The organism is Klebsiella sp. MBT K-1, assembly GCF_002556465.1.
Lineage (GTDB): Bacteria > Pseudomonadota > Gammaproteobacteria > Enterobacterales > Enterobacteriaceae > Klebsiella > Klebsiella grimontii.
In genome coordinates this window covers 109,085-130,515 of sequence record NZ_PDEL01000016.1, presented here as the reverse complement: position 1 = coordinate 130,515, position 21,431 = coordinate 109,085, and the positions used below count along the sequence as shown (strand labels likewise).

General features: G+C 58.0%; 21 protein-coding genes and 1 pseudogene. 3 read left to right on the top strand and 19 right to left on the bottom strand.

The genetic code is table 11. The features are described from left to right. Positions 1-87: 87 nt before the first annotated feature. On the bottom strand, positions 88-1,377 hold the full coding sequence (locus tag CMQ96_RS22625) for a DUF445 domain-containing protein (RefSeq protein ID WP_074168711.1): 1,290 nt from the start codon (positions 1,375-1,377) through the stop codon (positions 88-90). Between the two features lie 300 nt (positions 1,378-1,677). On the opposite strand from CMQ96_RS22625, the gene CMQ96_RS22620 reads away from it, so the two are divergent. After that, complete coding sequence (locus CMQ96_RS22620; RefSeq protein ID WP_004133187.1) at positions 1,678-2,112, top strand: RICIN domain-containing protein; 435 nt, start codon at positions 1,678-1,680, stop codon at positions 2,110-2,112. 89 nt (positions 2,113-2,201) lie between these two features. Here the strand turns inward: CMQ96_RS22620 and CMQ96_RS22615 are convergent, their stop codons facing one another. After that, positions 2,202-2,843 (bottom strand): LysE family translocator, encoded by a 642-nt coding sequence (locus CMQ96_RS22615; RefSeq protein WP_098067354.1) that lies wholly within the window; start codon positions 2,841-2,843, stop codon positions 2,202-2,204. Between the two features lie 46 nt (positions 2,844-2,889). Then, entirely contained in the window at positions 2,890-3,705 is an 816-nt protein-coding gene (locus CMQ96_RS22610; RefSeq protein ID WP_049088601.1) for an AraC family transcriptional regulator, read from the bottom strand. 103 nt (positions 3,706-3,808) lie between these two features. Here CMQ96_RS22610 and CMQ96_RS22605 point away from each other — a divergent pair. Together CMQ96_RS22605 and CMQ96_RS22600 are read left to right on the top strand one after the other, a co-directional pair. Further along, positions 3,809-4,243 (top strand): annotated as a pseudogene (locus CMQ96_RS22605) (Rpn family recombination-promoting nuclease/putative transposase); the annotation flags it as partial. 178 nt (positions 4,244-4,421) lie between these two features. After that, positions 4,422-5,792, top strand: coding sequence for an NAD-dependent succinate-semialdehyde dehydrogenase (locus CMQ96_RS22600; RefSeq protein WP_024360428.1), 1,371 nt, complete (start codon positions 4,422-4,424; stop codon positions 5,790-5,792). A gap of 45 nt (positions 5,793-5,837) precedes the next feature. Here the strand turns inward: CMQ96_RS22600 and CMQ96_RS22595 are convergent, their stop codons facing one another. The 16 genes from CMQ96_RS22595 to CMQ96_RS22520 form a co-directional block, all read right to left on the bottom strand. Continuing rightward, positions 5,838-6,158: a hypothetical protein gene (locus CMQ96_RS22595; protein ID WP_004133183.1), complete on the bottom strand. Its 321-nt coding sequence runs from the start codon at positions 6,156-6,158 to the stop codon at positions 5,838-5,840. After that, entirely contained in the window at positions 6,158-6,703 is a 546-nt protein-coding gene (locus CMQ96_RS22590; RefSeq protein WP_004133182.1) for a YfaZ family outer membrane protein, read from the bottom strand. Before CMQ96_RS22590 ends, CMQ96_RS22595 begins: the two co-directional genes overlap by 1 nt. Before the next feature lie 349 nt (positions 6,704-7,052). Beyond that, on the bottom strand, positions 7,053-8,009 hold the full coding sequence (gene yjiA, locus CMQ96_RS22585) for a GTPase (RefSeq protein ID WP_004133181.1): 957 nt from the start codon (positions 8,007-8,009) through the stop codon (positions 7,053-7,055). 11 nt (positions 8,010-8,020) lie between these two features. Continuing rightward, a complete protein-coding gene (locus tag CMQ96_RS22580) occupies positions 8,021-8,224 on the bottom strand; it encodes a YbdD/YjiX family protein (RefSeq protein WP_004098292.1) in 204 nt (67 codons plus the stop codon). A gap of 109 nt (positions 8,225-8,333) precedes the next feature. Beyond that, positions 8,334-10,484 carry a pyruvate/proton symporter BtsT gene (gene btsT / locus CMQ96_RS22575; RefSeq protein ID WP_024360427.1) on the bottom strand — a complete coding sequence of 717 codons (2,151 nt, stop codon included), beginning with the start codon at positions 10,482-10,484 and terminating at the stop codon, positions 8,334-8,336. A gap of 295 nt (positions 10,485-10,779) precedes the next feature. Further along, positions 10,780-11,292 (bottom strand): 4-hydroxyphenylacetate 3-monooxygenase reductase subunit, encoded by a 513-nt coding sequence (locus tag CMQ96_RS22570; RefSeq protein ID WP_004098296.1) that lies wholly within the window; start codon positions 11,290-11,292, stop codon positions 10,780-10,782. Positions 11,293-11,311: 19 nt separating this feature from the next. After that, positions 11,312-12,874: a 4-hydroxyphenylacetate 3-monooxygenase, oxygenase component gene (gene hpaB / locus CMQ96_RS22565; RefSeq protein WP_004133179.1), complete on the bottom strand. Its 1,563-nt coding sequence runs from the start codon at positions 12,872-12,874 to the stop codon at positions 11,312-11,314. 258 nt (positions 12,875-13,132) lie between these two features. After that, entirely contained in the window at positions 13,133-14,023 is an 891-nt protein-coding gene (gene hpaA, locus CMQ96_RS22560; RefSeq protein ID WP_024360426.1) for a 4-hydroxyphenylacetate catabolism regulatory protein HpaA, read from the bottom strand. Between the two features lie 9 nt (positions 14,024-14,032). Then, a complete protein-coding gene (gene hpaX / locus CMQ96_RS22555) occupies positions 14,033-15,409 on the bottom strand; it encodes a 4-hydroxyphenylacetate permease (protein WP_098067353.1) in 1,377 nt (458 codons plus the stop codon). A gap of 70 nt (positions 15,410-15,479) precedes the next feature. After that, entirely contained in the window at positions 15,480-16,271 is a 792-nt protein-coding gene (hpaI, locus tag CMQ96_RS22550; protein ID WP_098067352.1) for a 4-hydroxy-2-oxoheptanedioate aldolase, read from the bottom strand. Positions 16,272-16,281: 10 nt separating this feature from the next. Beyond that, entirely contained in the window at positions 16,282-17,085 is an 804-nt protein-coding gene (gene hpaH / locus CMQ96_RS22545) for a 2-oxo-hept-4-ene-1,7-dioate hydratase (RefSeq protein WP_024360424.1), read from the bottom strand. Positions 17,086-17,221: 136 nt separating this feature from the next. After that, positions 17,222-17,602: a 5-carboxymethyl-2-hydroxymuconate Delta-isomerase gene (locus CMQ96_RS22540; protein ID WP_049086533.1), complete on the bottom strand. Its 381-nt coding sequence runs from the start codon at positions 17,600-17,602 to the stop codon at positions 17,222-17,224. A gap of 12 nt (positions 17,603-17,614) precedes the next feature. Then, positions 17,615-18,472, bottom strand: a complete 858-nt coding sequence (gene hpaD / locus CMQ96_RS22535) for a 3,4-dihydroxyphenylacetate 2,3-dioxygenase (protein WP_004133172.1) — start codon at positions 18,470-18,472, stop codon at positions 17,615-17,617. 1 nt (position 18,473) lies between these two features. Beyond that, positions 18,474-19,940, bottom strand: coding sequence for a 5-carboxymethyl-2-hydroxymuconate semialdehyde dehydrogenase (hpaE, locus tag CMQ96_RS22530; RefSeq protein WP_024360422.1), 1,467 nt, complete (start codon positions 19,938-19,940; stop codon positions 18,474-18,476). Next, positions 19,937-20,701, bottom strand: a complete 765-nt coding sequence (locus CMQ96_RS22525; protein WP_024360421.1) for a fumarylacetoacetate hydrolase family protein — start codon at positions 20,699-20,701, stop codon at positions 19,937-19,939. Before CMQ96_RS22525 ends, hpaE begins: the two co-directional genes overlap by 4 nt. Further along, positions 20,698-21,330 (bottom strand): fumarylacetoacetate hydrolase family protein, encoded by a 633-nt coding sequence (locus CMQ96_RS22520; protein WP_024360420.1) that lies wholly within the window; start codon positions 21,328-21,330, stop codon positions 20,698-20,700. Before CMQ96_RS22520 ends, CMQ96_RS22525 begins: the two co-directional genes overlap by 4 nt. Positions 21,331-21,431 lie beyond the last annotated feature (101 nt).

Sequence of the window (21,431 nt, the reverse complement as noted above, 5' to 3'; positions counted from 1 at the left end):
TAAATTTAGGGTCAACCTAAATATCCATATATTTTCAGGGGTTAATATGTATTCGTGTAATAAATACATTAAAAACAAATAGTTGAATTAAATATGTAAATGCAGCAGCGCCGGAATTTGTGAAAACAGCCACAGCAGCAGGCCGATAGTGCCGCCGACCAGCGTGCCGTTGATGCGGATAAACTGCAGGTCCTTACCAATGTTCAGCTCGATTTGTCGCGACATATCGCGGGAGTCCCAGCTTTTGACCGTATCGCTGATATGGCGCGTCAGGAAGGCGGCAAACTCCGGGGCCACCCGGTGCGCCGCCTGTTCAAGGTGTTCGTTCAGCGATTCGCGCAGCGCCTCATCGTGGAGCAGCGTTTCGCCAAACCACTGACCGGCTTCGGCAATGCGCTGCTTGATGCGTGAATCGTCGCTATTAACGTCGTTTTTAACCCAGCCGCGCAGGTCGGCCCACACTTCGCCCAGATAGCGGTTAAAGGTCTCATCGTTTTTCAGATACGCTTTGATATTGTCTGCTTTTTCCGCCATCAGCGGATCGGACTTCAGGTTGTCGATCAGCTTCAGCGCCGCGCGATCGAAGGCCTGGCGGATCTGATGGGCGCGATCCTGACTCACTTCGTCGAGCAGCGTGTTAACCGCGTCGGTAACCATTTCAGCGCTGTGCTCGCCGAGCCATTCGGTAGGCAGCAGTTTGGCCTTTAGCGGATGCTCGGTCTCCAGCCAGTGCACGATGCCGCGGGCAATAAACGCCCGCGAGCTGTCGCGCTGGAGCAGGGCGATCAGCTGGCTAATCAGCGAATCGAGCAGCTTCTGGTGGCGGTTATCGCGCGTCAGCCCCTCCAGCATCATGGCGCTGGTTTGGGTTAAATCGACCTTATCAATTGCTTTATGCACCGCCCGGCGCAGCAGGCGCTGAATGCGCGCATCGTCGGTGAGCTCGAGAAACCCGCTCATCACTTGCAGCAGATGCTGGCCGACCCGCCGCGCGTTTTCCGGCTGGCTGAACCAGTTACCGAGCATCAGCGCCGGTTCGTAGCGGCGGATCAGCGCCACCAGCGACGGTGTATCAAGAAATTTTTCCTGCACGAAATAGCCGAGATTATCGGCTATCCGGTCCTTATTGCGCGGGATAATCGCCGTATGCTGCGCAACGAACGGCAGCGGAATGCGGCGAAACAGCGCCACTACCGCGAACCAGTCCGCCAGCGCACCGACCATCGCCGCTTCGGAAATAGCCTTTAGCGCACCGACCCATGGCGTCGGCGGCAGCACGAGGGTAGTGATAAAAATAGCGGCTGCAATCAGCAGCAGCGAGAGCGCCAGCAGCTTGGCGCGTTTCAGTTCAGCGAGTTTTTCCATAGTCTTAAGCATATAGCCTGACGGCTAATGCGTAAAATCTTCGCCATTTGACGCCCTGGTCATTCGGATTCCTCTTTTCCCGACGAGAGAGACGATGAGGGTTAATTTAATTTACGTAGCTTAAATTCTATTTTTAAATAATTAAAGTTAAATACATTTATAATATATATTGTACATGAGTTCTTTCTTAAATTAATTATTAATAAGTGATCTTAATCACATTATACTCAAGGTTAAATAAGGCATTGTTTATTTCAGGGAGAACGTTAATAAATTTCTCTTGCTACTGGTCTTTTATAAAAGGAGTTGATCATGATTGGTATATTTAAATATACAGCAAAAAAAGACATGGTATTAGGTATTAGCGATCAGCAAACCGGGGCTAAGGCTGTTATCTTACCAGCGTCCTCACCGTTAAATAAAATTCTGTGGTCGGTTGATGACAGGACCGGCGAGATCGTCCTGGCCGCCAGTGAGGAGCTGCTGCTGGGTATCCGCGAGGATCGTATGGGTTCAGGCGCAGCGATTGAGCTCCAGGTTCGCGGGAATAAAGCGACGCAGCGGTGGGATTTAGTCAGCTCACGTCGCTTTATTAAAAGCAAACAAAATCCGACCTTTGTTATGGACAGTTACAACCGCGGCACAAACCCGGGGAATCCGATTATTCTTTTCGAATTTAACGGCTCGGAAGCGCAGCAGTGGGTATTTGTGCCGATGGATATGTTGACGGCAAATAGCCCGGAATAAATATTGTTTAAAAGAGAGAGAGAATAGAGCCTCGTTTATTCTTGTACAGAGAATGATGAGGCTTTGTCCTTATTGGGTCGTCGACAATACTAATTAAAAATAAACTGCCACACAATCCAACAACCAAAAGCCACCAATACGCCGCCGGCTACTCGCTCGACTCGCCAGACGACGGCGGAAAGGCGGCGCTGCACCGAGGGTAGCGCAATCAGCGTGACCAGCAACAGATCCCACAGCAGCACCACGCTGGTCATCCATGCCCCGCTGACGGCCTGCTGCACCAGCGTGACGTTCGGTCCCAATAGGGAGGTCATCAGCGCGAGGTAGAAGAGCGCGTTTTTCGGATTCAGCAGCGAAGAACCCAGCCCGAGAAAAAGCTGTCTCACCAGCGACGGGCGCGAAGCCGAGGCGCCGTGCAGCGCCAGCGTGGCCGGGCGGCTTCTGAGCAGCAGGCTGCCAATCCACAGCAAATACGCCGCGCCCAGCAGCTCAATCACCGTAAACAGCAGCGGCGCCTGGCGCAGGATCCCCCAGCCGATAATCGCCAGAATAATATATAAACCGTTTCCGGCGGCAATACCGAGACACAGGCCGACGCTGCCGCGCAGGCGATAGCGGATGGCGTAGCCCACCAGCAGAAAAAAATCCGGCCCGGGGCTCAGCAGGGCGACAAAATGGGAGAGCGCCAGCGCGGGGAAGGCGGAGGGAAAGAGCGTAGCGAGTATGTCCATAGCAACCTCAGTAATAACCTGAGGTCACCCTACGCCAGCGCGAACGCTAATTATTGTCTGTTATTGATCGGCGCTGCGCATACTGGCGCGGCGTGGCGGCGGTATAGCTGACAAAGGTTTTATGAAAGTGGCTCTGGTCGGCAAACCCGGCCTGGTAGCCTACATCGGCGATAGTATCCCCGGCGCGCAGGCGCGATTTGGCGAACTCAATCCGCGCGATATTGATAAAACTGGCGGGCGTCAGGCCGGTATCGTGCTTGAAGGCGCGGATCAGCGTCTCTTTACGCAGCGCAAACTCCTCGGCGAGGCTATCCAGCGTCGGCGGCGCCTGCAGATTGGTTGCCAGACGACTGAACAAACGCGCGCTGGTTTGACTTAGCGCCGCAGGCGCGAGCGGGCGCAGCGGCAGGCCGCGCAGCAAGCGGGCGACGCTTTCGGGTAACGCGGCGGTGTTCTGCTGGCTCATCAATTCCACGATCTGCAAATACCGGGCAAACAGTTCGGCATCGCGTATCACCGGCTGGGAGGCTATCAATCGCTCATGATGCCCATCGCCTGCCAGCTGTCGCCAGCACCAGCTTAGCTCGAGATAGAGCATATGGTAGCTGCGCGGCTGGCCGTCGCGCGGATTACAGCTGTGGGGCGCCTGGGCGGGAATAATAATCAGATCGCCGGGCCGCAGCAGATACTCCTGACCATTGCAGAGACAGCGCGTTTCCCCCTCGATAATCGCCCCAATGGAGAGCTGCGGATGGCGATGACGTTTATAGGCCTGGCGGCTGTTCCAGGTACTGCGCAGCTCCAGCCAGGGCAGCTGTTCGTCGTGCCAGAAGGTTTGCTGAATATTGCGCGTATGGCTCACGGTGGGCTCCTTAGCTGAGAGGGATAGTTGTTTATAACATGCCTTCAGCCTGCGGAAGAACCGCGAGTCGCCTTCCACAAAAATGTCTCGCTTGCAAATGAGGAATGAAATTGTCCAGCATCGCCGAGTAGCCTTACTTGAACTGCTGCAAAAACATATTCGTCAGCGCGATCTGCTGGGCATTGTGGAACATCTGACGGCCATTTTGCTTAGCGGATAAGCTAATGATAGGCAGCTAAAAACGCTGTTTAATTATCTGGTTCACTCGGGCAAAGCGCTTCGGTTGGGGAAATTTATCCGCGAAGTGGCCCGGCGGGTACCGCATCACAAGGAGAAGCTAATGACTATCGCCGAAAGATGACGTGAAGTGGGGCGCAGGCAGGGGAAGCGGGAAGGTCGACTTGAGGGCGTTGAGGAGGGGCAGCGCGCCGAAGCGCTGCGTATTGCTCAAACGATGCTCGCCGAAGGGATGGCGCTGGAAACGGTGCTGAGAATTACCGGTTTGTCGGAGGCAGATATCCGGGCTGTTATTCACTAAGATATTGATATATTGACGTTATTTATGAGGGGTTTATGCTGATAGCGTTCCCCGTTCCATTTCGGGAAAATTCCGTATCTCTCTGAGTTTGGCCGCATCCACAGCTATCTCGACTACCCTTAATATCCTGTGCGGTATTTATGACTGCGTTAACAGCGATAACAAGGAGACATACGATATGGCTTATCAGACGGTGAATCCTGCAAACAATCAGCTCATCAAAGCGTACCCGTCACACAGCGATGCGGACGTAGAGGCGGCGCTGCAGAAGGCGGATGCGCTATATCATTCGTCGTGGTCGAAAGGCGATATAGCGCAGCGGCTATCGGTGCTGCACAAGCTGGCGGATCTGATCGATGACCGGGTTGACGAACTGGCCGAAATCGCCAGCCAGGAGATGGGCAAGCTTATTGCGCAGAGCCGCGGTGAGGTTAAACTGTGCGCGCAAATTGCCCGCTACTACGCCGACAACGCCAAACAGTTTTTGGCGCCGGTAAAGTATCCGTCCGAGCTGGGTGAAGCCTGGGTCGAACACCATCCCATCGGCGTGCTGATGGCGGTAGAACCGTGGAACTTCCCTTATTACCAGCTTATGCGCGTGCTGGCGCCGAACCTGGCGGCGGGGAACCCGGTTATCGCCAAGCATGCCAGCATCGTCCCGCATTGTGCGGAAACCTTCGCCCACCTGGTACGCGAAGCCGGCGCGCCGGAAGGCGCGTGGACTAACCTGTTTATTTCTCAGGATCAGGTGGCGAAGATTATCGCCGACGATCGCGTACAGGGCGCGGCCCTGACCGGCTCGGAAAAAGCCGGTAGCGTGGTGGCGGCGCAGGCGGCTAAACACATTAAGAAAGCGACGCTTGAACTGGGCGGTAACGATGTCTTTGTGGTCCTGGACGATGCCGATCTGGCGAAGGCGGTGAAGATCGGTGTACAGGCGCGGCTCAACAACGCGGGCCAGGTGTGCACCGCGGCGAAGCGCTTTATCCTGCATGAAAAAATTGCCGACGCGTTCCTGAGCCAGTTTACCGAGGCCTTCCGTCAGGTGAAAATCGGCGATCCGCTGGATGAGAGTACGACGCTGGGTCCGCTCTCCTCAAAAGATGCGCTGGAAACGCTGACCAGGCAGGTGAATGACGCGCTGAAAAACGGCGCGAAGCTGCACCTGGGCGGCAAACCCGCGCAGCGGGAGGGCAGCTTTTTCGAACCGACCATTTTGACCGGCATTACCCGCGATAACCCGGCCTACTTCGAAGAGTTCTTCGGTCCGGTCGCGCAAATCTACGTGGTGAAAGATGACGATGAGGCGGTGAAGCTGGCCAACGATTCGCACTATGGCCTTGGCGGAGCCGTATTCAGCCAGGATATTGAAAGGGCGAAACGTATGGCCTCGCGGATTGAAACCGGGATGGTCTATATCAACTGGCTAACCGATACCGCGCCGGAGCTGCCGTTTGGCGGCGTTAAGCGCTCCGGGTTTGGCCGCGAGCTTTCCGATCTTGGCATTAAAGAGTTTGTGAATCAGAAACTGGTCGTCGTGCATAAATAACGGCGTGAAGACAAAAACCTGCCATCCGGCAGGTTTTTTTGGCGATCACTGAACTTCAATCTTATCCCAGCCGCTTTTAAACATGCAGCTGTCTACAAGCGTATCTCTGCGCCCAGCATTGGCGTCCTCCACCGTATAGCTGGTGGAAATATCCTTTTTCTTGTTCTCTTTGTCCGTTTTTTCCGAGCTTGAACCGGTGACGACGTTATCCGGGGGGAGATCGATCAGCGCCTGCGCTTCGCACTCGGTGAGCTTTTTATTCATCTCCGTATCGCTGACGCCCGGTTTCACCCATTTGTACTGGACGCAGCCTGACAGCAGCACGGCGAGGCTCAGCGCGCAAAGCGCGGCGAAGCGGCCGTTCATCAGAAGGTAACCCCACCGCCGACATAAGCGCCGTCAATCAGCGTGTGGCCCGGGCGGCCATCTTTGCCGTCGACGCTGACGTGGCGATAGCCCACTTTCAGCGTGACCGGGGTGATGGGCGTCCAGCTTACGCCGCCGTTGGCTTCAACGTAGTTTTTGACGCTGTTGTTCAGGCCCTCTGGCGCGGCATAGCCCTCACCATAGAGATGGATGCTGTCGGTCAGGGCCACGTTGACGCCGCCACCGATAGGGAAGGCCACGCCGTTATCGCCTTTTTTGGGACCCAGGTAGATAGCTTTCGCGCCGGCATTGAGCATCACCGGGCCGAGTTCCAGGTTATAACCCGCGCCGACGCCGCCTGTCTGGGTACCGTCATCGGTATTTTTGAGCCAGTTGCTTTCCACATACAGGCCAGAGGAGGATTTCCCCATTTCCAGATTCAGGTTGGTGAAGTTCTTGCCCTGCTCAACGGTACCGCCCATCGCCAGTGCGGATCCCGAGACGGCGGTCAAGGCCGTGAGGAGAAGGATATTCAGCTTTTTCATGGTTTGTGCCTCATCATTACATTACGCGGAGGGCACCTTAACAATCGATTTTTATGACTGCAAATCAGCTAGCGATTACTGTTTTATGCTAATTTTGTTATTAGATATATTTATTTGTGTTGTTTGTTAGTTGTTTTTACGGCGCTGTCAATGGGTAATCTTTGGCCGTTGAGCGTGAGTTGAATCTTTTGGCTAAATATTCGCTGAACAGGCGAGAAAAAGCGGTTATAAACGCAATAATTGCCTTTCTAATTATTTCCAAAAACGTTTCTGTTGTTACATATAAAAGTAAAGTTTTACATTTTCATGCGCGTATTCCCCCTCCTGAAGAGGGGGATGAGCTGCGTGGCTACCTGCGCAGGCTTTCAAAGGCGGTGCGAATCTCATCTTCCGGAAGCTGTATCCCAATAAACACCAGGGTACTGTGCGGCCGTTCATCGCCCCACGGCCGATCCCAGTCGGCGCTGTATAGCCGCTGAACCCCCTGGAACAGCAGGCGGTTGGGCTCGCCGTCGATCCACAGCATCCCTTTATAGCGCATTAGCTGTTCTGCGAAGGTGAGCAGCAGGTTTTCCATCACCCGCGACACCTCGCTGATATCCACCGGATAATCCAGCTCCACCACGATAGACGACACGTCGTTCTGCTTATCGGCCATAAAGTGGAAGCGCGGTTTGCTGCTAACCACGTTCTCCTCCAGCATAAAGCCGCTGGTGTTAAACAGCAGGTTCAGATCGATATCGCCGTGGGTAACGTTGTAAATAGGCGCGCGGGCGTTAATACGCGTCAGCCGTTCGCGGAGCTTGTCGCTGTCGCCCGCCACGTCAGTTTTGGTGAGCAGAATGCGATCGGCGTAGCCCACCTGCGACTGGGCGATGGTGAACTGATTCATCTGCTGGTCGGCGTGCACCGCGTCAACCAGCGCAATCACGCCATCCAGCAGATAGCGTTCACACAGCACATCGTGAGAGAAAAAGGTCTGGATGATCGGGCCGGGGTCGGCCATGCCGGTGCATTCGATCACCAGCCGGTCAAAAGCGATGTCTCCGCGATCGCGGCTGTCGAGCAGATCGAGCAGGGCGTCTTCCAGCTCGTTGGAGCGGGTACAGCAGATACAGCCGTTGGTCAGGGTTTTAATCTGCGTGGCGCGATCGCCGATAAGCTGGTTATCGATGGCGACTTCGCCAAATTCATTTTCGATAACGGCAATTTTAAAGCCGTGCCGTTCGTTCAGAATATGACGCAGCAGGGTGGTTTTACCCGCGCCAAGAAAACCGGTCAGCAGGGTGACTGCAATCGGTGCCATGTTTGCCTCCATTAACAGCAGCGCACGCCGCCTTTGCCATCGCCGCCGTAGCGGGCCTGCTGGCGTTCGCGAAAGAATTCATCATAGGTCATGTACGGCTTGTCCGGATGGTTGGTCTGCATATGCTCGACGTAGTTGTCGTAATCCGGAATGCCGATCAGCATTTTTGCCGCCTGACCGAGGTATTTTTTTGCCTGACCTAAGTTACCAAACATTGTGAGTCCCAGAGAACGAATAAAGCCGGATGGCGGCTAGCGCCTCATCCGGCCTACAAACATTCGCTTGTGTAGACCGGATAAGCGTAGCGCCATCCGGCATTAAGGTTTAGTGATGCGAAGAGGTCTTCACGCCGCCTTCCGGTACCGGCACGTACGGCGTCTCTTTGTCAGTACGCACTTTATTGTTGCGCACGTTGAGCCAGGTTTTGATGCCGTAGAAGATGATGCTGTAGACCACCACCAGGAACAGAATGCTCAGACCCGCGTTGGTGTAGTTGTTCACCACGATATGGTTCATGTTGGCAATCTGCTGCGCGGTCAGTTCGCCGCCGGCGGCGATCTTCTCTTTATACTGCTGCGCCATGAAGAAGAAACCTTCCATCTGCGGGTTGGTGCTGAACAGTTTCAGGCCCAGCGCCCAGGTGGTGCACAGCAGCAGCCACGCGGCCGGGATCACGGTGACCCAGATGTATTTGGTGCGCTGCATTTTGACCAGCACCACGGTGCCGAGCACCAGCGCCACGGCGGCCAGCATCTGGTTAGAGATACCGAACAGCGGCCACAGGCTCTTCACGCCGCCCAGCGGGTCGACCACGCCCTGATACAGCAGGTAGCCCCATAGGCCGACGCAGCCCGCGGTGCCGATAATACCCGCCACCAGCGAGTCGGTTTTCTTGAGGAACGGTACGAAGTTGCCCAGCAGATCCTGCAGCATAAAGCGGCCTGCGCGGGTACCGGCATCCAGCGCGGTGAGGATAAATAGCGCTTCAAACAGAATACCGAAGTGGTACCAGAAGCCCATATCCGCCATCGGGATGATTTTGTGGAACACGTGAGCGATACCCACAGCCAGCGTCGGCGCACCGCCCGCGCGGTTGAGTACCGACGGTTCGCCGATATCTTTCGCGGTTTGCAGGATTTGCTCAGGTGAAATCACAAAGCCCCAGGAGCTGACGGTCGCCGCCGCGTGCGCGGTGACATCCCTTAGCTGCGCGGCAATCAGCGCGGCGTTTTCACCGCCCATTTCGTGCAGGTTCGGCATGGTGATGCCGAGGCCCGCCGGCGGGGTGTTCATCGCGAAGTAGAGGCCCGGTTCGATGATTGAGGCCGCTACCAGCGCCATCACCGCCACGAAGGACTCCATCAGCATCGCGCCGTAGCCGATAAAGCGGGCGTCGGTTTCGTTAGCCAGCAGCTTCGGCGTGGTGCCGGAAGCGATCAGGGCGTGGAAGCCGGAGACCGCGCCGCAGGCGATGGTGATAAACAGGAACGGGAACAGGGCGCCTTTCCACAGCGGGCCGGTACCGTCAATGTACTGGGTCACCGCCGGCATTTTCAGGTCCGGGTTGAGGATAACGATCCCCAGCGCCAGGCCGACGATAACGCCGATTTTCAGGAAGGTCGCCAGGTAGTCACGCGGCGCCAGAATCAGCCACACCGGCAGCAGCGCGGAGATAAACGCGTAGCCGATCAGGGTAAAGGTAATAGTGGTGTCTTTAAAGGTCAGCGCCGGGCCCCAGTACGGGTCGTGGGCAATGATGCCGCCGAAGTAAATGGACGCCACCAGCAGGACGATACCAATCACCGACACTTCGCCTACGCGGCCTGGGCGCAGGAAGCGCATATAGATCCCCATAAACAGGGCAATCGGCACGGTCGAGCAGACGGTAAACACGCCCCACGGGCTTTCCGCCAGCGCTTTCACCACGATCAACGCCAGCACCGCGAGGATGATGATCATTATCAGGAAGCAGCCGAACAGGGCGATGGATCCCGGTACCGGCCCCATCTCCTGCTTGATCATTTCCCCCAGCGAGGCGCCGTTACGGCGCGAGGAGATAAACAGCACCATAAAGTCCTGCACCGCCCCGGCCAGCACCACGCCCGCCAGTAGCCACAGGGTACCCGGCAGGTAGCCCATCTGCGCGGCGAGCACCGGGCCCACCAGCGGACCGGCGCCGGCGATAGCGGCAAAGTGGTGGCCAAACAGCACGTAGCGGTTGGTCGGAACGTAGTTCAGGCCATCGTTGTTAATCACCGCAGGCGTGGAGCGCGTAGGGTCGAGCTTCATTACCTTTTGCGCGATATACAGGCTGTAATAACGGTAGGCGACGAGGTAGACGGAAACCGACGCCACCACGATCCACAGCGCACTGACGTGCTCACCGCGGCGCAGAGCGACGACCGAGAGGCAAAATGCCCCGATGATTCCAAGAATCACCCAGGGTATGTGCTTGAATAACTTTTTAGTATCCATAGTAAAACCTGGCTTAATAAGATGAATAATGGGCCGAAGCCGTCTGGGTTTAGTTAGGGTTTGAGGAGGCATTGATTAGCTATGCTGGGGACCATCTTGCCAGAACGTCGCGCGCGTAAAGTTGGGTAAATCTGTGAGTGGTTATATGTAGGGTTAAGCGGTCACTTGCGGGGGTAAGCGGTTGGGCAGGAATCCCGGCGGGCTTAAATATGTGATTGAGATCACAGGGATATTCTCACTGTGACGAGCGGAGAAAACAGACAATCCCCTCTCCCGCGAGAGAGGGGAAGCAAAACTACGCCACGACGTCCATCTCCATCATCACCGGATGGAAGCGGCGCTTAAAGTAAATCAGCCCGTGACCTTGCTGGCTCAGGGTAATATTCCTGATTTCCACCAGATAGACCAGATGGCTACCGATGGTCTGCACCTGGCTAATTTCGCCTTCGAGGCTCGCCAGCGCGCCTTTCAGCACCGGCTGGCCCAGCGCGCCTTTTTGCCAGCCGCTGAGGCCGAAGCGGTCGTCCATCGTCATCCCGGTCATGCCAGCGAAGTGGCGGGCCATCTCCTCTTGCTCGTGGTTCAGCACGTTGATGCACAGCTTGCCGTTGCCCTGAAACACCGGATTCATCGCACTATTGGCGTTGATGCAGACCATCACCGACGGCGGCGTATCGGTCACCGAACAGACCGCGGTGGCGGTGATACCGCAGCGGCCCGCCTCGCCTTCGGTGGTGATGACGTTAACGGCGGCCGACAGACTGGCCATGGCATCGCGAAAACGCAGACGTTGTTCATCTAATTGCATTGTGACCTCCCGCTGCCGGTTACTTCAGCAGCTTATCCAGCATGTTGATATCGGTATTGTTGTGCAGATGCGGCACCGTCCAGCCGTTCTGGTCGTACTCGGACAGGCAGCGATCCACCATCGCCATCATTTTGTCCATGTTGCCGGAGCTTTGCGCCTGACGCAGGCACTGCAGGCGAATCTCATCCTGGCTACCGGAATAGTTGATTTCATACAGCTCATGGCGGCCGCCGAATTCGCTGCCGATCGCGTCCCACATCAGTTTGAGGATCTTGATACGCTCGACGTGATCCATACCGTTCGATCCGCGCACGTATTTCGCCAGGTATTCGTTGATCTGCGGGTTGTTGAGATCGCGGGCGCTGGACGGCAGGTAGATCAGGCCGCTGGTGACGCTGCGCTCGATAATGTTTTTGATTTTGGCGTAGGCCATCGGCGCCATCACGCGGTAGGTTTGCAGCGCGGCGTGATCCGGCAGATACGCGCCGTTGACCCACGGCGTCGCTTCGGCGCACATTGAATCGCTCAGCGCCCAGAACATATTGCGCCAGGCCACCACTTCGCCGAGCTCGGCCTGCACGCCGCGGAACTCAAGGGTGCCGGTACACTCCAGCGAGCGTTTCAGCAGGGCGGTGATGAAATCGAGCTTCACCGCCAGGCGCACGCAGGCCTGCAGCGGATACATGCGGGCAAAGCCGCCTTCCATCGTCCAGCGGCGGCAGCGGTCGAAGTCGCGATAGATCAGGACGTTTTCCCATGGGATCAGCACGTTATCCATCACCAGGATCGCATCATTTTCGTCGAAGCGGCTGGAGAGCGGATAGTCGTACGGCGATCCGGTGGCGCCGGCGACCAGCTCATAGGAGGCGCGGGAGATAAGCTTAACGCCTTCGGCATCCATCGGCGCGACGAACATCAGCGCGAAGTCGGGGTTTTCGCCCATCACCTGCGCCGAGCCGAAGCCGATCATGTTGTAGTGGGTCAGCGCCGAGTTGGTGGCCACCACCTTCGCGCCGCTGACGATGATCCCAGCGTCGGTCTCTTTCTCCAGCTTGATATAAACATCTTTCACTTCATCGGCGGGCTTATGGCGATCGATCGGCGGGTTGACGATGGCGTGGTTAAAGTACAGGCCGGTTTCCTGGATGCGGGTGTACCAGTCGCGGGCGTTCTGCTCGAACTGGCCGTAAAATCCCGGGTTCGCGCCGAGCGCGCAGCCGAACGCGGCCTTGTAGTCCGGGGTGCGGCCCATCCAGCCGTAGCTCAGGCGCGACCATTCGGCGATAGCGTCGCGCTGCTGGCGCAGGTCATCGGCGCTTTTCGCCACGCGGAAGAACTTGTGGGTGTAGCCGCCGCTGCCAGTGTCGGTGCCCCAGCACAGGGTATCCTGCAGCTCGGGTTTATGCAGCGCGTCGTACATTTGGGCGACGGAGGCGGCGGCGTTGCGGAACGCCGGATGGGTGGTCACGTCTTTAACGCGTTCACCGTAAATATAGATTTCGCGGCCGTCCTGCAGGCTCTTCAGGTACTCTTCACCGGTTAACGGGCGCTTGGTATCTGCACGGAAGTTTTCAGGTTTCATAGGTGACCTCTTCAGTATTAATCGGAATGCGATGTTAAATTTATGTTTTGTTTTTGTTGTTAAATTGAAGCGGTTAACGCGGCTTTCGTGAAGAGACTTTTAGGTCAACGGTCGGTACTTTTCAGGCGGGATTGGGTTATGTGATCGGGGTCGGTTTTTCTATTTTCCGGCCTGGCTCCCCGGTGAACCGGGCGATAAGTCAGCGCGGGTTTTGAATTTGTAGCCGAACAGATGCGCGGCATCGCCTGCGGGACGATCCTAAGACACCGGTACTTTTTGCGTTCTGAACGCGCTCGGCGAACAGCCCGTCAGGCGGTTAAAAAAGCGGGCGAAATAGGCCGGATCCTTAAATCCCAACTGCCAGGCTATCTCACCGATCGTACTGTCGGAGAAGAGCAGTAATCGCCTGGCCTCGCGCAGCTGCCGGTCGAAAATCAGCCGCTTGGGCGGTCGGTTGGCGAAGCGGCGGCAAATATCGGTTAACCGGGATTCGGTCAGATGCAGCTCGCAGGCGTAATCCGGTACCGTCCAGTGCTGGTGGTAGTGGCTGTCGATCAGCTGGTTAAACCGCTGGAACAGCTTGAGCTCGCCGCGTATCCCGCTGGCCGCATGGTCGTCAAGCTTCGCGTTGCGCAGCAGCAGGGTGAACACCGCCTGCGCCAGCAGCGTCAGGGTGTGTTCCCGCCCCGGCAGCTGCGAGGTCGATTCTCGTTCAATCAGCCGCCAGTAGTGCGCCAGCGCCGCCAGCTCCTCGGGCTTATCGGCCAGCGACAGGCAGATGCCCGGCAGGCCGAAGGCCTCCCGGGTGCCGGGGTACAGCACCTCCAGCAGCGGCCAGACCAGATCCTCGCGCACCGTCAGCACGTGACCATCGCTATCGGACTCGGTGATAAAAGCGTGTGGCACCGAGGGCGGGGTCAGGACAAACAGCGGCGCCTGCACCGAATAGCGATGATCGTCGAGCTGTAGCTCAATCTGCCCGGTATCGAGAAAGTGCATCTGAAAATACTGGTCGTGGCGGTGCGCCTGCATATCGCGGCCAAAGAACTCCGCCATCCGGGCAAACGATTGATAATGCACCTCTTCCGTCCCCAGACTCTCATCGTACTCTTTATTCATATCGATATTGGTAACAGGGCTCTGGCACATAGCGGCTCCTCACGGCGTCGCGCGCGGACGCGATCCTTTCATCGGAATCGCCCAGATAATCACCGCGCCGATGACCAGCAGGGCGGCGACGAACCACAGGCCGCTGCTAAAGCTGCCGGTAATATCCTTCAGCCAGCCGATCATAAAGGGGCTGAGCGCCGATCCGATATTGCCGGTCGCGTTGATCACCGCGATGCCGATCGCTCTGGCGCGCAGGCTGATCGACTGATCCGGCGTGGTCCAGAAAATGGCCATCGCGCTAAACGATCCGGTGGAGGCCATCACGATCCCGAGCAGTTGGATCAGACTGTGATCGGTGGCCGACGCCAGCAGCCAGCCCGCGGCGGCGAACAGGAACGGCAGGGCGGTGTGGTGCTTACGCTCCTGGTATTTATCGGAGTGGCGGCTCCAGTAGATCATCCCGAGAATGGTACAAATCTGCGGGATCGCCGCCAGCAGGCCGATGGTGATATTGCTGCTGCTTTCGTTAAAGCTTTTGAGGATCTGCGGCGTCCAGATGCTGATCGCGCTGAGCGTATTGGTCAGGCAGAAATAGGCCAGGGTGTACATCAGCACGATCGGCGTGAACACTTCCCGCCACAGGCTGCGCTGCTGCATGGCGTGATGGCTGATTGCCCCTTCCGGCTGGACCAGCGTCAGGCGGTCGTTATCCATCATCTCCTGCAGGCATTTTTTGTCTTCCGCGGTCAGCCACTTGGCCTTCGACGGCGAATCATCAAGCCAGAACCAGACCATAATGCCGAGCAGCACCGACGGGAAGCCTTCCAGCAGGAACAGCCACTGCCAGCCGTGCAGGTTGAGCAGGCCGTCCATCGACAAGATATAGCCGGAGACGATTGACCCCAGCGCGGTGGTGACCGGCATCGCGATCATAAACAGCGCGTTGGCGCGGGCGCGGAAAAAGGCCGGGAACCAGTAGGTTAGATAGAGCAGAATGCCGGGCAGAAAACCGGCCTCGGTGATCCCTACCAGCATGCGCAGGATATAGAGGCTGTTCGGCCCGGTCGCGAACATGGTGGCGGTGGAAGCGATGCCCCACAGCACCATGATGGTGGCGATCCAGCGGCGAGCGCCGACGATGCTGAGCATCACGTTGCTCGGAATGCCGAAAATGACGTAGGTAGCGTAAAACAGGGTGGTGGCAAGGCCGAACATGGTGGCGTTAAGGCCCAGATCCTGCCCCATGGTCAGCCCGGCAAAGCCGATATTGATGCGATCTAAAAACGAAAAGATAAACAGCACGAACAAAAACACGATCAGGCGGCGAAAGAGCTTGTTGATAACCGACTGCTGCTGCGCCGTCAGCTGCTTGTGCTGATTAGCCGGATCGAACTTTTCCGGGATGGCAGATGATGTATCGCTCATTATCATTTTCCTCTAATGGGAATTTTGTAGGGTACTGCGGGTTGCCGGGTAAGCGCAGCGCCACCCGGCGTTAATAGACGCCTGACGAACCCTGGGCGGTTTTTTCCGCGCCAAATCGCGCCGCCAGCACTTCCGCGCCGCGGGCCAGCAGGGTGGTATCGACGCCGACGGCGACAAACAGCGCGCCGAGCTCCAGGTAGCGCTTCGCCAGCGGCTCGCTGGCCATCAGGATCCCCGGCGCTTTGCCCGCCGCGCGAATTTGCGCGATGGCGCGCTCAATGGCGGCCTGCACTTCCGGATGCTGCGGGTTGCCGCTGAAGCCCATATCGGCGCTCAGATCCGCCGGGCCGATAAACACGCCGTCGACGCCCTCGACATCGAGGATCTGCGGCAGATTGCTGAGCGCTTCGCGAGTTTCGATCTGCACCAGCACGCACATCGCGTCGTTGGCCTGATGGAGATAATCCGGGACGCGGTTCCAGCGCGAGGCGCGGGCCAGCGCGCTGCCGACGCCGCGAATGCCGGCGGGCGGATAGCGGGTGGCTTTCACCGCCAGCCGCGCTTCATCGGCGTTTTGCACCATCGGCACCAGCAGGGTTTGGGCGCCGATATCCAGCAGCTGTTTGATCTGCACCGGATCGTTCCACGACGGACGGACCACCGGCTGGCTGGGGTAAGGAGCGATCGCCTGCAGCTGGGCCAGTATTGTCTGCACGCTGTTTGGCGCATGCTCGCCGTCGATCAGCAGCCAGTCGAATCCGGCCCCGGCCAGCAGCTCGGCGCTGTAGCTGCTGGTCAGCCCCAGCCACAGGCCAATCTGCGGTCTACCCGCTTTTAAGGCGTCTTTAAAGGCGTTATTCATCATGTTTCTCCTAGACAAACCGGCAGCTGATCGCGCCCATATTGCCGTAGTCGACGTGGAAGGTGTCGCCCTTGCGCGCCGGTACCGGACGCGTAAAGGAGCCGCCGAGAATAATCTGTCCGGCTTCCAGCTGGACGTCGTACGGCGCCAGCTTGTTCGCCAGCCAGGCCACGCCGTTGGCCGGGTGATTCAGCACCCCCGCAGCGACGCCGGTCTCTTCAATCACGCCGTTGCGATAGAGCAGAGCGGAGATCCAGCGTAGGTCCAGCTCGTCGGGTTTAATCGGTCGACCGCCAAGGATCACCCCGGCGTTGGCGGCGTTATCGGAAATAGTGTCGAAAACTTTACGCGGACGCTGGGTTTCCGGATCGATGTTGTGGCAGCGGGCGTCAATCAGCTCCAGCGCCGGGATCACGTAGTCGGTGGCGTTATACACGTCGAACAGCGTGCAGTTGGGGCCGCGCAGCGGTTTGGCGAGCACGAAGGCCAGCTCCACTTCGATACGCGGGACGATAAAGCGGTCGGTGGGGATATCGCCGCCGTCGTGGAAAAACATATCGTCCAGCAGCGCGCCGTAGTCCGGCTCGCTTATCTGCGAGCTGGCCTGCATCGCTTTTGAGGTCAGGCCGATTTTATGCCCTTTCAGCACGCGGCCTTCGGCGATTTTCATATTTACCCATTCGCGCTGTACGGCGTAGGCGTCTTCGATGGTGATCGTCGGGTGATCCAGCGAGATGGCGCGGATCTGTTCACGCTGTTTTTCCGCCTGGTTCAACCGCTGGGCGATCAGGGTATGGGTATGTTTATCGAGCATAGTCGCTTCCTGTTACGTCTTTCGGTGCTGCTGCGCCGGGTGGCGACGCTGGCGCGTCTTACCCGGCCTGGGGTTTTGTGGCAGTGCTTGTTTTCTCCCTCTCCCTAACGAGGAGAGGGGACTGGCCGGGCGCACGCTATTTAAACAAGGCGTGCACGTTGTTCTGCTTGTAGTTCAGCGTCGGGTGCAGTTCATCGAGCTCAAACGACAGCGCCAGGTAGCGGCTCTCCATCAGCGCGGCGAAATGGGCTTTGATCAGCGTGAACAGCATATCGCCCACGTCCTGGCGGCTCTCCAGGCTGCGCCCGGCGCCAATCTTCAGCGTCATATGCACAAAGGCATAATCATGCTGGCCGTCGGCCATCTGCCAGGTATCCAGCCAGATGGCGCGGCTGCGAATGCCGCCGATGGGAAAGATGCCGGTCGCCGCCAGCGCGTCGTTCACTTTGCTGAACAGATCCGGTAAATCAGCCTGTTCCCGGATGTTGTCGGTACATTCAGCGATAAAATGCGGCATTCTGCGCTCTCCTTAAGCCGTTTCCGGCAGCGGGAACACGGCGTTGACCTGGCCGGTGCCGGAACTGGCGAACAGCTCGGTGATAAATTCCACTTTGCCGTCGTATTTATCCCAGCCCAGCAGGCCCAGCAGCATCACCGTGTCGTGCATATTGCCTTCGCCGTAGCAGTAGTCGGCGTACTCCGGCAGCATGGTGCAGAACTCCTTGAATTTACCCTCGCGCCACAGCTTCACGACCCGCTCATCCATCTGATGATCGAACTCGCGGGTATAGCTATTCATCCCCTCTTCGGCACGCTGATCGTCGATAAAACGATGCGACAGCGAACCGCTGGCCAGCACCGCTACGGTGCCGTCATATTTCTCGATAGCTTTACGAATGGCTTCGCCCAGCTTGCGGCTGTCGGCGAAGTCGTGAACGGTACAGAAGGCGGAGATCGACACCACTTTGAAGTGCTTATCGGCGTTCATGTAGCGCATCGGCACCAGCGTGCCGTACTCCAGCTTAAGGCTCGGGATGTTGTGCGCTTTAGCGCGGACGCCGAGCTTGACCGCTTCGTCGGCGATCAGGTGGCCGAGCTCCGGGTTACCGTCGTAGTCGTAGGTCATGTCGCGGATAAAATGCGGCAGCTCGTTGCTGGTATAGACGCCCTGGAAATGGTCGGCGCAGTTAATGTGGTAAGCGCTGTTGACCAGCCAGTGGGTATCAAAGACGATGAAGGTATCGACGCCGAGTTCGCGGCACCGCTTGCCGATTTCCTTGTGCCCGTCGATGGCTCCCTGACGGCAGCCGTGGTTTTTACCCGGCAGTTCAGAAAGATACATCGACGGTACGTGAGTGGTTTTTGCTGCTAACGCTAACTTTCCCATATCAGACTCCCCATTTTGGGATCGGATGGTCGCCCATCGAGATGCAGACGTTTTTCATTTCAGCGAACACTTCAAAGCTGTATTCGCCGCCTTCGCGGCCGGTGCCGGAGGCCTTCACGCCGCCGAAAGGCTGACGCAGGTCGCGGACGTTCTGGGTGTTGACGAACACCATTCCGGCTTCGATGCCGCGCGCCAGGCGCAGCACTTTGCTGACGTCCTGGGTCCAGATATACGAGGCGAGGCCGTACTCCACGTCGTTGGCCAGGCGCAGACCTTCCGCCTCGTCTTTAAACGGCAGCAGACAGGCTACCGGGCCAAAAATCTCTTCCTGCGCCACGCGCATGCGGTTATCGACGTCCGCCAGCACCGTGGGCCGCAGGAAGTTGCCGTTTCTCAGATGGGCGGGCAGATCGGTCGGTTTATCCGCGCCGCCGGCCAGCAGGGTCGCCCCTTCTTCAATGCCGAGGCGGATATAGCCGGAGACTTTCTCCCAGTGCTGCTGGCTAATCAGCGCCCCCACTTGGGTGTTCGGGTCGGTCGGGTCGCCGACGCGCAGGCGGTTCGCCCGCTCGGCGAAGCGTTTAACGAACTCGGGGTAGATGCTCTGCTGAATAAAGATGCGTGAGCCGGCGGTGCAGCGTTCACCGTTGATCGAGAAGATGGTGAACAGCGCGGCGTCGAGGGCGCGCTCAATATCGGCGTCTTCGAAAATCAGCACCGGCGATTTGCCGCCCAGCTCCATGGAGTACTTTTTCAGCCCGGCGTTTTTCATGATGTTGCGCCCGGTGGCGGTACCGCCGGTGAAAGACACCGCGCGCACGTCATGGTGGCGGACCAGCGCATCGCCCGCCGTCGCGCCGTAGCCCTGAACCACGTTCAGCACACCCGCCGGAATACCCGCTTCCAGCGCCAGTTCGCCAAGACGGTCGGCAGTTAGCGGCGACAGTTCGGACATCTTCAGCACCGCGGTATTACCCAGCGCCAGGCACGGCGCCACCTTCCAGGTCGCGGTCATAAACGGCACGTTCCACGGCGACACCAGCGCGCAGACGCCGACCGGCTGCACGAGGGTATAGTTGAGCATCTTGTCGTCAACCGGGTAGGTCTTGCCGTTCATCTGCTGGCACACCTCGGCGAAGAACTCGAAGTTATGCGAAGCGCGCGGGATCAGCACGTTTTTGGTCTGGTGGATCGGCAGACCGGTATCGGCAGTCTCCATGGCGGCGATCTCCGGGACGTTCTGATCGATCAGATCCCCCAGCCGGCGCATCAGACGCGCGCGCTCTTTCATCGGCAGATTGGCCCATTTCGGGAACGCCTCTTTCGCCGCGGCCACCGCCTGATTCACCTCGTCGGCGCCGCCGGAGGCGACCTCCGCCAGCACTTCGCCAGTGGCCGGGTTGGTGGTGTGGAAATAGTCGCTTCCGGCGACGTTTTTGCCGTTGATCCAGTGGTTAATTTTTTTCATGACAGCTTCTCCTCATATGCCTGCTGGCTGATGATGTGGTTGACCAGACGGCCGACGCCCTCCACTTCGACGATCACTTCATCGCCCGGCACCACGTCCGATAGCCCTTTAGGCGTGCCGGTGGCGATCATGTCGCCCGGCTGCAGGGTCATAAATTCGCTGAGGTAAGCGATCAGGAACGGAATGCTGAAGATCAGATCGGCGGTGGTGCCCTGCTGGCGTAGTTCGCCGTTGACCCAGGTGCACAGCGCCAGGTTATGCGGATCCGGGATCGCCTCTTTGCCGACGATCCACGGGCCGATCGGCGTCAGGGTGTCACGGCTTTTGACCCGCAGGTTGGGGCGATAGTAGTTTTCCAGGTAGTCGCGGATGGCGTAATCGTTGCAGACGGTGTAGCCGGCTACGTACGCCATAGCGTCGGCTTCGGCGACCTTACGCGCGGTTTTGCCAATCACCACCACCAGTTCCGCCTCGTAATGCATGTACTCGACGTTATCCGGGCGCACTGATTCCTGCCGGTGGCCGATAAAGGTGTTGGGCGCTTTGATAAATACCAGCGGCTCCGTTGGCGGCGTAAACGCCAGCTCGCTGGCGTGATCGGCGTAGTTCAGGCCCAGCGCGAACAGGGTGCCGTTGGCGGGCGGCAGCCAGCGAAACTCGCCTTCCTTAAGCAGACTGCCGTTGGCGAGCTTGACCTGACCGCGTTCATTAACCTGGACATCGTGCCGCTGTCCTTGCCACTCAATACGTGCTCGTCTCATGCCAGCTCTCCTTCAGCAACCACCGGGTTTTCCAGCGCCGGGAAGCCCTCGGCGAGAAGGCGTACGCGATCGCCGGGGCGCAGCGTAACGCGAGTGTGGGGCGTACCGATCAGAATCGCATCGCCGGGATTGAGGGTGGCGAATTCGCTCAGGGCGCTTAGCAGCTCGGCGGCGGAGCGCTGAAGATCGGCGGTATTCCAGCTGTCCGCTTCGCGACCGTTGATTTCGGTGATGATGGTCAGGTTATCGACGTTGCTGAGCGGCGCGAGGGCGCCCAGCGGGCAGAAGCCGTCGCGGCATTTGGCTTTGATGGCCGGACGATAGAAGCTCTCTTCCGGCAGGCTGATGTCGTTGGCCAGCGCGTACCCGGCAATATAAGCCGCAGCGTCTTCTGCGGCGACTTTGCGCGCGGTTTTACCAACGATCAGCGCCACGGTGGCGCCGCTCTGCACGGTTTCACCGTCCGGATAGGGGATACTCTCGCCGTCGCCGATAACGGTGTTGCGCGGTTTGATAAACCAGACCGCGGTCTTCGGCGGGGTTTTATAGGGAGCCTGTTGGAACGCTTCGCGCCAGGCGTCGAGCTGGCTGCGGTGGTTAAGCGCCACGGCGAAGATGGTGCCTTTCATTGACCACTCCTCTGCTGCAGATTTGGGAATAACGAATTTCATTAATATGTTAATGATCATCTTTTATGCTTTGCAGGAAGGTTTGGCAAACAGAAGTGAAT

Bases quoted from the DNA above. Each gene is read 5' to 3' on its own strand.
- CMQ96_RS22625 (WP_074168711.1), bottom strand. From the start codon at position 1,377: ATGCTTAAGACTATGGAAAAACTCGCTGAACTGAAACGCGCCAAGCTG.
- CMQ96_RS22620 (WP_004133187.1), top strand. From the start codon at position 1,678: ATGATTGGTATATTTAAATATACAGCAAAAAAAGACATGGTATTAGGT.
- CMQ96_RS22615 (WP_098067354.1), bottom strand. From the start codon at position 2,843: ATGGACATACTCGCTACGCTCTTTCCCTCCGCCTTCCCCGCGCTGGCG.
- CMQ96_RS22600 (WP_024360428.1), top strand. From the start codon at position 4,422: ATGGCTTATCAGACGGTGAATCCTGCAAACAATCAGCTCATCAAAGCG.
- CMQ96_RS22595 (WP_004133183.1), bottom strand. From the start codon at position 6,158: ATGAACGGCCGCTTCGCCGCGCTTTGCGCGCTGAGCCTCGCCGTGCTG.
- CMQ96_RS22590 (WP_004133182.1), bottom strand. From the start codon at position 6,703: ATGAAAAAGCTGAATATCCTTCTCCTCACGGCCTTGACCGCCGTCTCG.
- yjiA (WP_004133181.1), bottom strand. From the start codon at position 8,009: ATGGCACCGATTGCAGTCACCCTGCTGACCGGTTTTCTTGGCGCGGGT.
- CMQ96_RS22580 (WP_004098292.1), bottom strand. From the start codon at position 8,224: ATGTTTGGTAACTTAGGTCAGGCAAAAAAATACCTCGGTCAGGCGGCA.
- btsT (WP_024360427.1), bottom strand. From the start codon at position 10,484: ATGGATACTAAAAAGTTATTCAAGCACATACCCTGGGTGATTCTTGGA.
- CMQ96_RS22570 (WP_004098296.1), bottom strand. From the start codon at position 11,292: ATGCAATTAGATGAACAACGTCTGCGTTTTCGCGATGCCATGGCCAGT.
- hpaB (WP_004133179.1), bottom strand. From the start codon at position 12,874: ATGAAACCTGAAAACTTCCGTGCAGATACCAAGCGCCCGTTAACCGGT.
- hpaA (WP_024360426.1), bottom strand. From the start codon at position 14,023: ATGTGCCAGAGCCCTGTTACCAATATCGATATGAATAAAGAGTACGAT.
- hpaX (WP_098067353.1), bottom strand. From the start codon at position 15,409: ATGAGCGATACATCATCTGCCATCCCGGAAAAGTTCGATCCGGCTAAT.
- hpaI (WP_098067352.1), bottom strand. From the start codon at position 16,271: ATGAATAACGCCTTTAAAGACGCCTTAAAAGCGGGTAGACCGCAGATT.
- hpaH (WP_024360424.1), bottom strand. From the start codon at position 17,085: ATGCTCGATAAACATACCCATACCCTGATCGCCCAGCGGTTGAACCAG.
- CMQ96_RS22540 (WP_049086533.1), bottom strand. From the start codon at position 17,602: ATGCCGCATTTTATCGCTGAATGTACCGACAACATCCGGGAACAGGCT.
- hpaD (WP_004133172.1), bottom strand. From the start codon at position 18,472: ATGGGAAAGTTAGCGTTAGCAGCAAAAACCACTCACGTACCGTCGATG.
- hpaE (WP_024360422.1), bottom strand. From the start codon at position 19,940: ATGAAAAAAATTAACCACTGGATCAACGGCAAAAACGTCGCCGGAAGC.
- CMQ96_RS22525 (WP_024360421.1), bottom strand. From the start codon at position 20,701: ATGAGACGAGCACGTATTGAGTGGCAAGGACAGCGGCACGATGTCCAG.
- CMQ96_RS22520 (WP_024360420.1), bottom strand. From the start codon at position 21,330: ATGAAAGGCACCATCTTCGCCGTGGCGCTTAACCACCGCAGCCAGCTC.